Source organism: Burkholderia sp. CCA53 (assembly GCF_001685525.1).
GTDB lineage: Bacteria > Pseudomonadota > Gammaproteobacteria > Burkholderiales > Burkholderiaceae > Burkholderia > Burkholderia multivorans.
On record NZ_BDDJ01000001.1, the window covers coordinates 2,100,983 to 2,115,190 of the forward strand.

Sequence of the window (14,208 nt, forward strand, 5' to 3'; positions counted from 1 at the left end):
CATGCATTCGCATCCCGAAGCCGCCGATACGCTGATCGTCGGCGCGCAACTGTACGACGGGACCGGCGCGCCGCCCGTCACGCGCGACGTCGCGATCCGCAACGGCATGATCGCGGCGATCGGCAACCTGTCGAACTGGCTCGCGGAAACCGTCGTCGATGCGAACGGCCGTGCGCTCGCGCCGGGCTTCGTCGACGTTCACACGCACGACGACACGCACGTGATTCGCGCGCCGGAGATGCTGCCGAAGATTTCGCAGGGCGTGACGACCGTGATCGTCGGCAACTGCGGGATCAGCGCGTCGCCGGTGACGCTCGCGGGCGAGCCGCCCGATCCGATGAACCTGCTCGGCGATCGCGACGCGTTTCGCTATCCGACCTTCGCCGATTATGTCGCGGCCGTCAACGATGCACGGCCGGCGGTGAACGTCGCGGCGCTGATCGGGCATACGGCGCTGCGCAACAACCAGATGGACCGCCTCGATCGCGCGGCGACCGACACCGAGATTGCCGCGATGCGCACGCAGCTCGAGGAAGCGCTCGCGAACGGCGCGCTCGGATTGTCGTCGGGCCTCGCGTACGGCTCCGCGTTCGCGGCCCCGACCGAGGAAGTGATGGCGCTCGCCGAGCCGCTCGCGAATGCGGGCGCGCTGTACACGACGCACATGCGCACCGAGTTCGACGCGATCCTCGACGCGATGGACGAGGCCTACCAGGTCGGCCGCCATGCACGCGTGCCGGTCGTGATCTCGCATCTGAAATGCGCGGGCCCGTCGAACTGGGGGCGCAGCACCGAAGTGCTCGCGTCGCTCGAAGGCGCGCGCCGCTATCAGCCGGTCGGCTGCGACTGCTATCCGTACAGCCGCAGCTCGTCGACGCTCGACCTGAAGCAGGTGACGGGCGACATCGACATCACGATCACGTGGTCGGAGCCGCATCCGGAAGTCGCGGGCAAGCTGCTGAAGGCGATTGCTGCCGATTGGGGCGTCACCGAGCAGGAGGCCGCGCAGCGGATCCGCCCGGCGGGCGCCGTGTACCACAACATGTCCGAAGACGACGTGCGCCGGATCCTCTCGCATCCGGCGACGATGGTCGGCTCGGACGGGCTGCCGAACGATCCGCTGCCGCATCCGCGGCTGTGGGGCGCGTTCCCGCGCGTGCTCGGCCATTACGTGCGCGACACGAACCTGCTGCCGCTCGAGGAGGCGATCCGCAAGATGACGTCGCTGTCCGCGCGCCGCTTCGGGCTTGCGCGTCGCGGCGAGGTGCACGTCGGCTACCACGCGGATCTCGTGCTGTTCGATCCGGCGCGCGTGATCGACGCCGCGACGTTCGACAAGCCGCAACAGCCCGCGCACGGGATCGACGCGGTCTGGGTGAATGGCGTGCTGACCTATGAAAACGGCCGGCCGACCGGCGAACGCGCGGGCGGCTTCGTCGCGCGCGGAGAACGCGCGCAGGCGAGCGCGGATGCCGCGTTCTGAGCGCGGCGCCGGTGGCTGTCATTTCACGCGCGCCGTTCGCGGCGCGCGCATTTGCAACCGAAACGGAACTGAAACAGGAGTGAAACGATGAAGCGATATGGCGTAGGCGAGGCGAAGGGGACGGGCGGTCAGGTGATGCCGTTCGCGCGCGCGGTCGAGGCCGACGGCTGGCTGTACGTGTCGGGCCAGACGCCGATGGTGAACGGCGAAGTCGTCGAAGGCGGGATCGTCACGCAGTCGAAGCAGGCGATCGAGAACATGATCGCGATCCTGAAGGAAGCCGGCTACGGCCTCGAGCACGTCGTGCGCTGCGGCGTGTGGCTCGACGACGCGCGCGATTTCGCGTCGTTCAACAAGGTATTCATCTCGTACTTCGGCGAGCATCCGCCGGCACGCGCGTGCGTGCAGTCGAGCATGGTCATCGATTGCAAGGTCGAGGTCGACTGCATCGCGTACAAGGCGCCGGCGAAGTAAGGCGGCGGGCGGTTGTCGCAGTGAAATTTGTCGCGGTGAAATGAAAACAGCCCGGTCGATTCGACCGGGCTGTTTCGTTTGGCCCTTCACCGGCCCTTACTGCCGCGCCGTGCGCGCGTTGTCCGGCATCGGCTGGTTGTAGTTGGTCCGGAACGGATTGATGTCGAGCCCGCCGCGGCGCGTATACCGCGCATACACGGCCAGCTTCACCGGCTTGCAGCGATGCATGATGTCGAGAAAGATCCGCTCGACGCACTGCTCGTGAAAGCCCGTGTGATTGCGAAACGAGATGATGTAGCGCAGCAGCCCCGCGTGGTCGATCTGCGGCCCGACGTAGTGAATCTGTACGCTGCCCCAGTCCGGCTGGCCGGTGACCGGGCAGTTCGACTTCAGCAGATCCGACACGAGCGTCTCTTCGACCGGCGCTTCGTCCTCCGCCGCCGACAGCAGCGACGGATCGGGTTCGTACACGTCGGCATCGAGATCGAGCCGGTCGAGCGACAAGCCGTCGAGCTCGTCCATCTCGAGCTTGCCGAAGTCGTGCGGCGACACGAGCTGCACCGACACGCTCGCGCCGCACGCGGCCGACACGTCGCGCTTGAGCACGTCGCGCACCGCGTCCACGGAGTCGAACTTCGACTGCGCGAACGAGCCGAGATAGAGCTTGAACGATTTCGACTCGACGATGTTCGGCGATTCGGCCGGCACGTAGAACGTCGCGACCGCGACCTGCGGCTTGCCGCGCGCGTTCAGCCACGACAGTTCGTATGCGTTCCAGATGTCGGTGCCGAAGAACGGCAGCGCGGACGTAATGCCGATCTGCTCGCGCGCGCCCGCACGCGGGATCGGAAACAGCAGCGACGCGTCGTACTGCGATGCGTAGACGGTCGCTTTGCCGAGCGGGGAATGTTCGGGATTCATGGCAGTGCCTTTACGACAGGAAGAGGCGATACGCCGGATTGGCGCTCTCTTCGACATACGGATAGCCGAGCGCCGCGAGGAAGCGTTCGAACTCGGCATGATCGGCCTGCGGCACCTGCAGCCCGACGAGGATCGAGCTGTAGTCCGCGCCCTGGTTGCGGTAGTGGAACAGGCTGATGTTCCAGTCCGGCGCCATCGACGACAGGAACTTCATCAGCGCGCCCGGCCGTTCGGGAAATTCGAAGCGGAACAGCCGCTCGTCGAGCGCGAGCGGCGAGCGGCCGCCGACCATGTAGCGGATATGCTCCTTCGACAGCTCGTCGTGTGTGAGGTCGGCCGTCTTGAAGCCGTGCGACTCGAAGTTCGCGGCGATGTCGGCCGATTCGCCGCGGCGACGGATCTGCACGCCGACGAAGATGTGCGCGGACTGCGCATCGGCGATCCGGTAGTTGAACTCGGTCACGTTGCGGTCGCCGACGAGCGAGCAGAAGCGCTTGAAGCTGCCGCGCTCCTCGGGAATCGTGACGGCGAACACGGCCTCGCGCGCCTCGCCGACCTCCGCGCGTTCGGCGACGAAGCGCATCCGGTCGAAGTTCATGTTCGCGCCCGACGTGACCGCGACGAGCGTCTGGTTCTCGATGCCTTCGCGTTCCGCATACAGCTTCGCGCCGGCCACCGCGAGCGCGCCCGACGGCTCGAGCACGCTGCGCGTGTCCTGGAACACGTCCTTGATCGCCGCACAGAGCGCGTCGGTATCGACGGTCACGACGCCGTCGAGATATTCCTTGCAGAGCCGGAAAGTTTCCTCGCCGACGAGCTTCACCGCGGTGCCGTCCGCGAACAGGCCGACCTCGGCGAGCTCGACGCGCTTGCCGGCCTGCAGCGACTGCGCCATCGCGCACGAATCCTCGGCCTGCACGCCGATCACCTTGATCTCCGGACGCACGGCCTTCACGTACGCGGCGACGCCCGCCGCGAGCCCGCCGCCGCCGATCGGCACGAAGATCGCGTGGATCGGACCCTGGTGCTGGCGCAGGATCTCCATCGCGATCGTGCCCTGACCGGCGATCACGTACGGATCGTCGAACGGGTGCACGAACGTGAGGCCGCGTTCTTCCTGCACCTTGAGCGCGTGCGCGTACGCATCGCTGTACGATTCGCCGGCCTGGATCACCTCGACGCCCGGGCCGCCGTGCGCGCGCACCGCGTCGACCTTCACCTGCGGCGTCGTGACGGGCACGACGATCACGGCCTTCACGCCCATCCGGGCCGCCGAGAATGCGACGCCCTGCGCGTGATTGCCGGCCGATGCGGTAATCACGCCGCGCGCGAGCGCATCGGCGGGAATGTGCGCCATCTTGTTGTATGCGCCGCGCAGCTTGAACGAGAACACCGGCTGGTTGTCCTCGCGCTTCAGGTACACGGGGTTGCGCAGTCGCGCGGACAGGTTGCGGGCCGGTTCGAGTTCGGTCTCGAACGCGACGTCGTAGACGCGCGCGGTCAGGATTTTCTTCAGGTAATCGTGGGAGGCCATGGATGCTCGCGTGCGGTGCGGAAGCGGACGGTAAAGGGTCAATGATAGCGCCAAGGGTCCGCCTGCACGCAAACGCGGCGCCGGGCGTGCCCGATCGGCGCGGGTGGGCCGCGCGGTTTTTCGGCCCGACCGTCGTTTTTACCGATTTAACCGGGCGGTTACCGACCGGCCGGGCGGCGAATGGGCGTGCGAAATCGCGGCGAGCCACGTCCGGCGGGGGTTGCCGCGATATCCCCACGCGCTGTCCGGCGTGCCACGCGTCGCGCGATCATGGGTTAGAATTCCGTTTTGAATCAAGGATCGGAAGATGCAGAGGCACCCTCGGATCGCCCCGTTGAAGCCGACGCCGCGCGCAGCCAGCCCCGCGGCGGAACGGCATGCGCGCCGCGCGCGATCGTGCTGATGGCTCCGAGTGCCGCCAGGCCCGGTCGATCCGGCACCGCGCATCTGCGCGGGCACCGGTCCGACGCAGGGTGCCGGCCCGGGGCGGCGAGTCCCGACCCGTTCCGGCCCGCAGCGAGATCGTCGCGCGCCTGGCAATAGAACAGATTTCCCCAAGATTGCGCCCACGCGCTTGCCGACGCCCGTGCACGGTGTATCGGCCCTCCGAGTCGTCCGAACATGAACGCACCACAAGTTTTCGATCCGCATGGCGCGGCCGCCGCCGTCGCCGCCGACCCCGCGCCCCGTCTGCGCGAGATTCCCTATAACTACACGTCGTTCTCGGATCGCGAGATCGTGATCCGCCTGCTCGGCGAAGAGGCGTGGGCGGTGCTCGACGAGCTGCGCGCGGAACGCCGCACCGGCCGCTCGGCGCGCATGCTCTACGAAGTGCTCGGCGACATCTGGGTCGTGCGCCGCAACCCGTACCTGCAGGACGACCTGCTCGACAATCCGAAGCGCCGCGCGCTGCTGATCGAGGCGCTGAACCACCGTCTGACCGAAATCGGCAAACGCCGCCGCGCCGATCTGACCGAGCATCACGACGAAGCGGGCCGCGAACGGGCGGCGCGCGTCGAGATGCTCGAAGCCGCCGCGCAGCGCGCCGTCGACGAATTTGCAGACGAATTCGACAAGATGGCCGACCTGCGCCGCCGCGCGACCAAGACGCTCGGCCGCTGCACGCAGAAGGACAACATCCGCTTCGACGGGCTTTCGCGCGTATCGCACGTGACCGACGCGACCGACTGGCGCGTCGAATATCCGTTCGTCGTGCTGACGCCCGACACCGAAGCCGAAATCGCCGGTCTCGTGAAGGCCTGCTTTGAGCTCGGCCTGACCGTGATTCCGCGCGGCGGCGGCACCGGCTATACGGGCGGCGCGGTGCCGCTCACGCCGTTTTCCGCGGTGATCAACACCGAGAAGCTCGAGCAGCTCGGCGCGGTCGAGCTCACCGAGCTGCCGGGCGTGCCGCACAAGGTGCCGACGATCTTCTCCGGTGCGGGCGTCGTCACGCGCCGCGTGACCGAGGCAGCCGAGGCGGCCGGCTATGTGTTCGCCGTCGATCCGACCTCGCTCGACGCATCGTGCATCGGCGGCAACGTCGCGATGAACGCGGGCGGCAAGAAGGCCGTGCTGTGGGGCACCGCGCTCGACAACCTCGCGTGGTGGCGGATGGTCGACCCGGACGGCAACTGGCTCGAAGTCACGCGTCTCGAGCACAACCAGGGCAAGATCCACGACATCGCGGTCGCGCGCTTCGAGCTGAAGTGGTTCGACGGCGCGTACGCGCCGGGCGAGAAGCTGCTGCGCACCGAGATGCTCGAGATCGAAGGCCGCCGCTTCCGCAAGGAGGGGCTCGGCAAGGACGTGACGGACAAGTTCCTCGCCGGTCTGCCGGGCGTGCAGAAGGAAGGCTGCGACGGGCTCATCACGTCCGCGCGCTGGGTGCTGCACAAGATGCCCGCGCATACGCGCACCGTCTGCCTCGAGTTCTTCGGCCAGGCGCGCGAGGCGATCCCGAGCATCGTCGAGATCAAGGATTACCTGTTCGAAACGTCGAAGCAGGGCGGCGCGATCCTCGCCGGCCTCGAACACCTCGACGAACGCTATCTGCGCGCGGTCGGCTATGCGACCAAGAGCAAGCGCAACGCGTTCCCGAAGATGGTGCTGATCGGCGACATCGTCGGCGACGATGCCGATGCAGTCGCGCACGCGACGTCCGAAGTGATCCGGATGGCGAACGGCAAGAGCGGCGAGGGCTTCGTCGCGGTCAGCGCGGAGGCGCGCAAGCGCTTCTGGCTCGACCGCAGCCGCACGGCCGCGATCGCGAAGCACACGAACGCGTTCAAGATCAACGAAGACGTCGTGATCCCGCTGAACCGGATGGGCGAGTACACCGACGGCATCGAGCGGATCAACATCGAGCTGTCGCTGAAGAACAAGCTGCAGCTCGTCGACGCGCTCGAAGCGTTCTTCCGCGGCGGCAATTTGCCGCTCGGCAAGACAGACGACGCGAACGAGATCCCGAGCGCGGAGCTGCTGGAAGACCGCGTGCAGCAGGCGCTCGAGCTGCTCAGGCGCGTGCGCGCGCGCTGGGAGTTCGTGCGCGACCGGCTCGACCAGCCGCTGCGCGAGGCGCAGCACTATCTCGTGCAGCTCGGCTACGAAGCGCTCGCGGAGAAATTCGCGGATCGCGCGGACGAACAGCCGGGCGCGACGCTGTTCCACGTCACGCAGGATCGCACGGTGCGCATCTCGTGGAAGCAGGAGATCCGCGCGGAGCTGCGCGCGATCTTCAACGGCGGCGCATTCAAGCCGATCCTCGACGAGGCCCAGGCGATCCACAAGCGCGTGCTGCGCGGCCGCGTGTTCGTCGCGCTGCACATGCACGCGGGCGACGGCAACGTGCACACGAACATCCCGGTCAACTCCGACAACTACGAGATGCTGCAGGACGCGCACGCCGCGGTCGCGCGCATCATGACGCTCGCGCGTTCGCTCGACGGCGTGATTTCCGGCGAGCACGGCATCGGCATCACGAAGCTCGAGTTCCTGACCGACGACGAGATCGCCGAATTCCGCGCCTACAAGCAGCGCGTCGATCCGAACGGCCGCTTCAACAAGGGCAAGCTGCTCGACGGCGCCGATCTGCGCAACGCCTATACGCCGAGCTTCGGGCTGATGGGCTACGAGTCGCTGATCATGCAGCAGTCGGACATCGGCGCGATCGCCGATTCGGTGAAGGACTGCCTGCGCTGCGGCAAGTGCAAGCCGGTGTGCGCGACGCACGTGCCGCGCGCGAACCTGCTGTACAGCCCGCGCAACAAGATCCTCGCGACCTCGCTGCTCGTCGAGGCGTTCCTGTACGAAGAGCAGACGCGCCGCGGCGTCTCGATCAAGCACTGGGACGAGTTCAACGACGTGGCCGATCACTGCACGGTCTGCCACAAGTGCGCGACGCCGTGCCCGGTGAAGATCGACTTCGGCGACGTCACGATGAACATGCGCAATCTGCTGCGCAAGATGGGCAAGAAGAAGTTCAACCCGGGCCAGGCTGCGGGCATGTTCTTCCTGAACGCGACGAATCCGCAGACGATCAACGCCGCGCGCACCGTGATGATGGGCGTCGGCTACAAGGTGCAGCGCTTCGCGAACGACATGCTGAAGAAGGTCGTGACGAAACAGACGCAGCATCCGCCCGCGACGACCGGCAAGCCGCCCGCGGTCGAGCAGGTGATCCACTTCGTCAACAAGAAGATGCCGGGCAACCTGCCGAAGAAGACGGCGCGCGCACTGCTCGACATCGAAGACAACAAGATCGTGCCGATCATCCGCAACCCGAAGACGACGACCGTCGATTCGGAAGCGGTGTTCTACTTCCCGGGCTGCGGCTCCGAGCGCCTGTTCTCGCAGGTCGGTCTCGCGACGCAGGCGATGCTGTGGGAAGCCGGCGTGCAGACGGTGCTGCCGCCGGGCTACCTGTGCTGCGGCTATCCGCAGCGCGGCGCGGGCCAGTACGACAAGGCCGAGAAGATCGTCACCGACAACCGCGTCCTGTTCCACCGCGTCGCGAACACGCTGAACTACCTCGACATCAAGACGGTGGTCGTGTCGTGCGGCACCTGCTACGACCAGCTCGCAGGCTATGAATTCGACAAGATCTTCCCGGGCTGCCGCATCATCGACATCCACGAGTTCCTGCTCGAGAAGGGCATGAAGCTCGACGGCGTGACGGGCACGCGCTACATGTACCACGATCCGTGCCACACGCCGATCAAGACGATGGACCCGGTGAAGCTCGTCAACGAGCTGATGGGCTCGGAGAAGGACGGCTACAAGATCGAGAAGAACGACCGCTGCTGCGGCGAGTCGGGCACGCTGGCGGTTACGCGCCCCGACGTGTCGACGCAGGTCCGCTTCCGCAAGGAAGAGGAAATCCGCAAGGGCGCCGCGAAGCTGCGCAGCATTCCGGTCGTCGCGAGCGCGGCGGAACCGGCGGCGGCCGCCGTCGCCGCGCCGGCGAACGGCCCGGACGTGAAGATCCTGACGAGTTGCCCGTCCTGCCTGCAGGGGCTGTCGCGCTACAGCGAGGACGCAAACCTCGAAGCCGATTACATCGTCGTCGAGATCGCGCGCCAGGTGCTCGGCGAGAACTGGATGGTCGACTATGTCGCACGCGCGAACAATGGCGGGATCGAGCGCGTACTGGTCTAATGCGGGGATGACGACCGCCCGACCGGGCTTGGGATGAGCGGGCGCCGGCACGATCGTGCCGGCGTTCGCCCACATGGGAGCGACGATGGAATGCGTGTTTTGCCGTGAAGACGGCGGCGAAGTGCTGTGGCAGGACGAGCGGCTGCGCGTCGTCCTCGCGACGGGCGAGCACGACTACCCGGGCTTCTGCCGGGTGATCTGGGGCGCGCACGTCGCCGAGTTCTCGGATCTCGGCGACGACGAGCGGGCACATCTGATGCGCGTGGTCTACGCGGTCGAGCGCGCGGTGCGCCGCGTGATGCAGCCGAACAAGGTGAATCTCGCGAGCCTCGGCAACATGGTCCCGCACGTGCACTGGCACGTGATCCCGCGCTTCTCGAACGACGCGCACTATCCGCAGCCGGTCTGGGCGCCGCGCCAGCGCAGCGTGTCCGAGGCGCTGCTGCGCACGCGCGCGGCGCAGGCGTCGCTGCTGCACAATGCGGTGCGCGAGGAAATCCAACGAACGAACGATCCGAGGCAACCATGAGCGGTTTGACTTCCACGACGCCGATTCCGTCCGGCGTCGTCGTACACGCGGTGTCGCGTGTGCTCGAATTGCAGTACCCGAACGGAGAGAGCTACCGGATCCCGTTCGAGTTGATGCGCGTCTATTCGCCGTCGGCCGAGGTGCGCGGCCACGGGCCCGGCCAGGAGACGCTGCAGACGGGCAAGCGCGAGGTGACGATCACCGCGCTGGAGGGCGTGGGCAACTACGCGCTGCAGCCGACCTTCTCCGACGGCCATTCGACCGGCATCTATTCCTGGGATCTGCTGTACGAACTGGCGACGCAGCAGGATGCGCTGTGGCGCGACTATTTCGACAAACTGAAGGCGGCGGGCATCGATCGCGATGCGCCGATGCCGGCGGCGAGCGCGCCGCACGGCCACTGCCACTGAAATCGACGGCGCCCGTTCGGCGCCGTCTTGCCATTTACTGAGGATCAACGCGATGAGCAAAACCCACTTCGGCTTCGAAACCGTCGAGGAAACCGATAAAGCGAAGAAAGTGGCGGGCGTGTTCCATTCGGTCGCGAACAACTACGACCTGATGAACGATCTGATGTCGGCCGGCATGCACCGCGCGTGGAAGGCGTTCACGATCGCGCAGGCGAACGTGCGGCCCGGCTACAAGGTGCTCGACATCGCGGCCGGCACCGGCGACCTGACGAAGGCGTTCGCGAAGGCGGCCGGCCCGACGGGCGAAGTCTGGCACACGGACATCAACGAATCGATGCTGCGCGTCGGCCGCGACCGGCTGCTCGACAAGGGCATCGTGACGCCGTCGCTGCTTTGCGACGCGGAGAAAATTCCCTTTCCGGACAACTACTTCGACGTCGTCACGGTCGCGTTCGGGCTGCGCAACATGACGCACAAGGACGTCGCGCTGGCCGAGATGCGCCGCGTCGCGAAGCCGGGCGGCCGCGTGATGGTGCTGGAATTCTCGAAAGTGTGGGAGCCGCTGAAAAAAGCGTACGATTTGTATTCTTTCAAAGTATTACCGTGGCTTGGCGACAAGTTCGCGAAAGATGCCGACAGTTACAGGTATCTTGCCGAATCTATCCGGATGCACCCGGATCAGGACACGCTGAAGACGATGATGGAACAAGCGGGCCTCGATGCCGTCAAATATTACAATTTGTCAGGTGGCGTGGTAGCTTTACACCTCGGAACCAAGTACTAAGGGGTTCTTTCCATACATTTGTCTTACATCTGGAGAAGCTGATGTCCGAATCGCGATCGTTGTTCAACCGTAGCAAGCCGTCGAAGCCGTGGGCTCGACGGGTCGGCACGCTGCTGATGGTCGGCCTGCTCACGGCAGGCACGTTCGCATCGCTCGATGCGGAAGCGAAGCGCATGGGCGGCGGGCGCAGCTTCGGGCGCCAGAACTCCACCGTCACGCAGCGGCAGGCCACGCCGCCCGCGCAGCAGCCGATGCAGCAGGCCGCACCGGCGCAGGCGCAGCGCGCGAACCCGGCGGCGCCGGCGCCGGCCGCGCAGCCGAACCGCTCGCGCTGGCTCGGGCCGATCGCCGGCCTCGCGGCCGGTCTCGGCATCGCGGCGCTGCTGTCGCACTTCGGCCTCGGCGAGGCGTTCGCCGGGATGATGTCGAACCTCATCGTGATCGCCCTGCTCGCGATGATCGGCATCTGGCTGGTCCGCAAGTTCATGAATCGCCGTCGTCCGCAGGAGCCGGCGTACTCGGTCGGCAGCGCGCCGTCGTCGTCGGGCGGCTACGCGCAGAGCCCGTCGTTCCAGCCGGGCAGCACGAGCCAGTATTCGGGCAGCGGCAGCAACTATGCGAACGAAGCGCAGCGCGTGTTCAACGGCGGCGCGCCGGCCGCCGGCGCAGAGGCGGCCGCGCCGGTCCAGGTGCCGGCCGGCTTCGATACCGATGCGTTCCTGCGCAGCGCGAAGGTCTCGTTCGTGCGGCTGCAGGCCGCGTGGGACCAGGGCAACCTGGCCGACATCCGCGAGTTCACGACGCCCGAGATGTTCGCCGAGATCAAGATCGACCTCGACTCGCGCGGCAACGAGCCGAACCAGACCGACGTCGTGCAGCTCGATGCCGAACTGGTCGCGCTCGAGGATCGCGGTATCGAGCAGTCGGCAAGCGTGCGCTTCCACGGGCTGATCCGCGAGTCGGCGAACGCCGCGGCCGAGCCGTTCGACGAGGTGTGGAACCTCTCGAAGTCGGGCGGTCAGGGCTGGTTGCTCGCGGGCATTCAGCAACTGAACGCGCACTGAGCGCCGGCGGCGGTCGCGCTGCGACCGCTTGCCGCCGAGGCGTGCGGTCGGGCGCGGTCTGCCGACGATCCGACGTTACAATAGGAACCCGCGCGGGCGCCCGGCCTGCGCGGGTTTTTTCTTTCCCAGCCGATGACCTTTGCTGCCAAGCCTTTTGCTGCTGCCGTCAATCACCTGCTCGCACGCGAATCGTGGGCGCGCGATCGCCTGATCCCCTATGCGGGCAAGACTGCCCGTCTCGACGTGCCGCCCGTCACGCTTGTGCTGCTCGTGCAGCCGGACGGTTATCTGTCGGCGGTCGACGAGCACGATGCGCGACAGGTCGACGTATCGATCGCGCTGGCCGGCGACACGGTCGCCGCGTTTCTTCAGGGCGGCCAGGCGGCCGTGATGAAGCACGTGAAGATCGACGGCGACGCAGAGTTCGCGACGCAGATCGCCAAGCTCGCCGAGCATCTGCGCTGGGAGCCGGAAGAAGATCTCGCAAAGCTGGTCGGCGACGCCGCGGCGCACCGGATCGCGACGATCGTGCGCGACGCCGGCGCGCGCGCGCGCCGTACCGGCCGCAACGTGCTCGACTCGATCGCCGAGTACTGGCTTGACGAGAACCCGCAAGTCGTCCGGCGCGCGTCGCTCGGGGGATTCGACGCCGAACTGGCGCGCGCACGCGACGCGCTCGCACGCGTGGAGAAGCGGGTCGAGCGACTCGAACAAAAAATCGGCGCGCGCGCGGGTTCCGGCCCGCGCGGCGCGCACTGAGGGCCGCAGCGCATGCGCATTTTCCGTTTCATCAAGATTGTCTATACCGTCATCCGCTTCGGGCTCGACGAGGTCATGCTGTCCCGGATCGACGACCGCCGCGTGAAACTGCTGCTGCGGATCACGACGATCGGCCGCCGCTATTCCGATCCGCCCGCCGTGCGGCTGCGTCATGCGCTCGAAAGCCTCGGTCCGATTTTCGTGAAGTTCGGCCAGGTGCTGTCGACGCGGCGCGATCTGCTGTCGGTCGACTTCGCGAACGAGCTCGCGAAACTGCAGGATCAGGTGCCGCCGTTCGATTCGTCGGTCGCGATCGCGATCATCGAGAAGTCGCTCGGCGCGCCGGTCGACGAGCTGTTCGACGAATTCGAGCGCGAGCCCGTCGCGAGCGCGTCGATCGCGCAGGTGCACTTCGCGAAACTGAAGCAGGGCGTGCATGCCGGCAAGGCCGTGGCGGTCAAGGTGCTGCGTCCGAACATGCTGCCCGTGATCGATTCCGATCTCGCGCTGATGCGCGATATCGCGACGTGGACCGAGCGGATGTGGGCCGACGGACGCCGGCTGAAGCCGCGCGAGGTCGTGGCCGAATTCGACAAGTATCTGCACGACGAGCTCGACCTGATGCGCGAGGCCGCGAACGGCAGCCAGCTGCGCCGCAACTTCGCGGGCCTCGATCTGCTGCTCGTGCCGGAAATGTTCTGGGATTTCTCGACGTCGCACGTGCTCGTGATGGAGCGCATGTCGGGCGTGCCGATCAGCCAGGTCGAGACGCTGCGCGCGGCGGGCGTCGACATCAAGAAGCTTGCGCGCGAAGGCGTCGAGATTTTCTTCACGCAGGTGTTCCGCGACGGCTTCTTCCATGCGGACATGCATCCCGGCAACATTCAGGTGAGCCTCGATCCGAACACGTTCGGCCGCTATATCGCGCTCGACTTCGGGATCGTCGGCGCGTTGTCCGACTTCGACAAGAACTATCTCGCGCAGAACTTCCTCGCGTTCTTCAAGCGCGACTATCACCGCGTCGCGACGCTGCACCTCGAGTCCGGCTGGGTGCCGCCCGAAACGCGCGTCGAGGAACTCGAAAGCGCGATCCGCGCTGTCTGCGAGCCGTATTTCGACCGCGCGCTGAAGGACATTTCGCTCGGCCAGGTGCTGATGCGGCTGTTCTCGACGTCGCGCCGCTTCAACGTCGAAATCCAGCCGCAGCTCGTGCTGCTGCAGAAGACGATGCTGAACGTCGAAGGGCTCGGCCGTTCGCTCGACCCCGAGCTCGATCTGTGGAAAACGGCGAAGCCCTACCTGGAGCGCTGGATGACCGAGCAGATCGGTCTGCGCGGCTGGTACGAGCGCTTCAAGGTCGAAGCGCCGCAGTGGAGCAAGACGATGCCGCAACTGCCGCGCCTCATTCACCACGCGCTCGCGGCCCGGCACGATGCGCCGCGCGCGGCCAGCGAAGACCTGATGCGGCAGATCCTGATCGAGCAGAAGCGGACCAACCGGCTGCTGCAGGCGCTGCTGATCTTCGGTCTCGCGGTCGGCGTCGGCGCGCTCGTCGCCCGCGTGCTGCTCGCGCTCGCGTACGGCGCGTGACCGA

At 66.7% G+C, this 14,208-nt stretch carries 12 protein-coding genes; 9 read left to right on the plus strand and 3 right to left on the minus strand.

Translation table 11 applies throughout. The annotated features are described in order from the left end of the window. The first annotated feature begins 1 nt into the window (after position 1). Both BCR55_RS09795 and BCR55_RS09800 read left to right on the plus strand, forming a co-directional pair. Complete coding sequence (locus BCR55_RS09795) at positions 2 to 1,483, plus strand: amidohydrolase family protein (RefSeq protein WP_006410504.1); 1,482 nt, start codon at positions 2 to 4, stop codon at positions 1,481 to 1,483. A gap of 87 nt (positions 1,484 to 1,570) precedes the next feature. Continuing rightward, a complete protein-coding gene (locus tag BCR55_RS09800; protein ID WP_006398293.1) occupies positions 1,571 to 1,957 on the plus strand; it encodes a RidA family protein in 387 nt (128 codons plus the stop codon). Between the two features lie 96 nt (positions 1,958 to 2,053). Here BCR55_RS09800 and queF read toward each other — a convergent pair whose 3' ends face one another. From queF to BCR55_RS33865, 3 genes are all read right to left on the minus strand, one after another. Beyond that, positions 2,054 to 2,878 (minus strand): NADPH-dependent 7-cyano-7-deazaguanine reductase QueF, encoded by an 825-nt coding sequence (queF, locus tag BCR55_RS09805; protein WP_006406576.1) that lies wholly within the window; start codon positions 2,876 to 2,878, stop codon positions 2,054 to 2,056. A 10-nt stretch (positions 2,879 to 2,888) separates the two neighbouring features. Continuing rightward, positions 2,889 to 4,412 (minus strand): threonine ammonia-lyase, biosynthetic, encoded by a 1,524-nt coding sequence (gene ilvA, locus BCR55_RS09810; protein WP_006398295.1) that lies wholly within the window; start codon positions 4,410 to 4,412, stop codon positions 2,889 to 2,891. 138 nt (positions 4,413 to 4,550) lie between these two features. After that, positions 4,551 to 5,048, minus strand: coding sequence for a hypothetical protein (locus tag BCR55_RS33865; RefSeq protein WP_006398296.1), 498 nt, complete (start codon positions 5,046 to 5,048; stop codon positions 4,551 to 4,553). On the opposite strand from BCR55_RS33865, the gene BCR55_RS09815 reads away from it, so the two are divergent. From BCR55_RS09815 to ubiB, 7 genes are all read left to right on the plus strand, one after another. Continuing rightward, positions 5,034 to 9,068 carry a DUF3683 domain-containing protein gene (locus tag BCR55_RS09815; RefSeq protein WP_006410500.1) on the plus strand — a complete coding sequence of 1,345 codons (4,035 nt, stop codon included), beginning with the start codon at positions 5,034 to 5,036 and terminating at the stop codon, positions 9,066 to 9,068. The two genes, BCR55_RS33865 and BCR55_RS09815, sit on opposite strands and share 15 nt — an antisense overlap. 85 nt (positions 9,069 to 9,153) lie before the next feature. Further along, positions 9,154 to 9,597: an HIT family protein gene (locus tag BCR55_RS09820; RefSeq protein ID WP_006406573.1), complete on the plus strand. Its 444-nt coding sequence runs from the start codon at positions 9,154 to 9,156 to the stop codon at positions 9,595 to 9,597. Next, positions 9,594 to 10,007 carry a gamma-butyrobetaine hydroxylase-like domain-containing protein gene (locus BCR55_RS09825; protein ID WP_006406572.1) on the plus strand — a complete coding sequence of 138 codons (414 nt, stop codon included), beginning with the start codon at positions 9,594 to 9,596 and terminating at the stop codon, positions 10,005 to 10,007. Before BCR55_RS09820 ends, BCR55_RS09825 begins: the two co-directional genes overlap by 4 nt. A gap of 52 nt (positions 10,008 to 10,059) precedes the next feature. Beyond that, complete coding sequence (gene ubiE / locus BCR55_RS09830) at positions 10,060 to 10,791, plus strand: bifunctional demethylmenaquinone methyltransferase/2-methoxy-6-polyprenyl-1,4-benzoquinol methylase UbiE (protein ID WP_006398300.1); 732 nt, start codon at positions 10,060 to 10,062, stop codon at positions 10,789 to 10,791. A gap of 41 nt (positions 10,792 to 10,832) precedes the next feature. Continuing rightward, positions 10,833 to 11,855, plus strand: coding sequence for a Tim44 domain-containing protein (locus BCR55_RS09835; RefSeq protein WP_065494499.1), 1,023 nt, complete (start codon positions 10,833 to 10,835; stop codon positions 11,853 to 11,855). A gap of 132 nt (positions 11,856 to 11,987) precedes the next feature. Further along, positions 11,988 to 12,614, plus strand: a complete 627-nt coding sequence (locus tag BCR55_RS09840; protein WP_053296837.1) for an SCP2 domain-containing protein — start codon at positions 11,988 to 11,990, stop codon at positions 12,612 to 12,614. A 12-nt stretch (positions 12,615 to 12,626) separates the two neighbouring features. Continuing rightward, complete coding sequence (ubiB, locus tag BCR55_RS09845; RefSeq protein WP_006398303.1) at positions 12,627 to 14,204, plus strand: ubiquinone biosynthesis regulatory protein kinase UbiB; 1,578 nt, start codon at positions 12,627 to 12,629, stop codon at positions 14,202 to 14,204. Positions 14,205 to 14,208: the final 4 nt, after the last annotated feature.

What these genes read in the sequence shown, in the direction of transcription:
- BCR55_RS09795 (WP_006410504.1), top strand. Translation starts at nt 2, where the DNA reads ATGCATTCGCATCCCGAAGCCGCCGATACGCTGATCGTCGGCGCGCAA.
- BCR55_RS09800 (WP_006398293.1), top strand. Translation starts at nt 1,571, where the DNA reads ATGAAGCGATATGGCGTAGGCGAGGCGAAGGGGACGGGCGGTCAGGTG.
- queF (WP_006406576.1), bottom strand. Translation starts at nt 2,878, where the DNA reads ATGAATCCCGAACATTCCCCGCTCGGCAAAGCGACCGTCTACGCATCG.
- ilvA (WP_006398295.1), bottom strand. Translation starts at nt 4,412, where the DNA reads ATGGCCTCCCACGATTACCTGAAGAAAATCCTGACCGCGCGCGTCTAC.
- BCR55_RS09815 (WP_006410500.1), top strand. Translation starts at nt 5,034, where the DNA reads ATGAACGCACCACAAGTTTTCGATCCGCATGGCGCGGCCGCCGCCGTC.
- BCR55_RS09820 (WP_006406573.1), top strand. Translation starts at nt 9,154, where the DNA reads ATGGAATGCGTGTTTTGCCGTGAAGACGGCGGCGAAGTGCTGTGGCAG.
- BCR55_RS09825 (WP_006406572.1), top strand. Translation starts at nt 9,594, where the DNA reads ATGAGCGGTTTGACTTCCACGACGCCGATTCCGTCCGGCGTCGTCGTA.
- ubiE (WP_006398300.1), top strand. Translation starts at nt 10,060, where the DNA reads ATGAGCAAAACCCACTTCGGCTTCGAAACCGTCGAGGAAACCGATAAA.
- BCR55_RS09835 (WP_065494499.1), top strand. Translation starts at nt 10,833, where the DNA reads ATGTCCGAATCGCGATCGTTGTTCAACCGTAGCAAGCCGTCGAAGCCG.
- BCR55_RS09840 (WP_053296837.1), top strand. Translation starts at nt 11,988, where the DNA reads ATGACCTTTGCTGCCAAGCCTTTTGCTGCTGCCGTCAATCACCTGCTC.
- ubiB (WP_006398303.1), top strand. Translation starts at nt 12,627, where the DNA reads ATGCGCATTTTCCGTTTCATCAAGATTGTCTATACCGTCATCCGCTTC.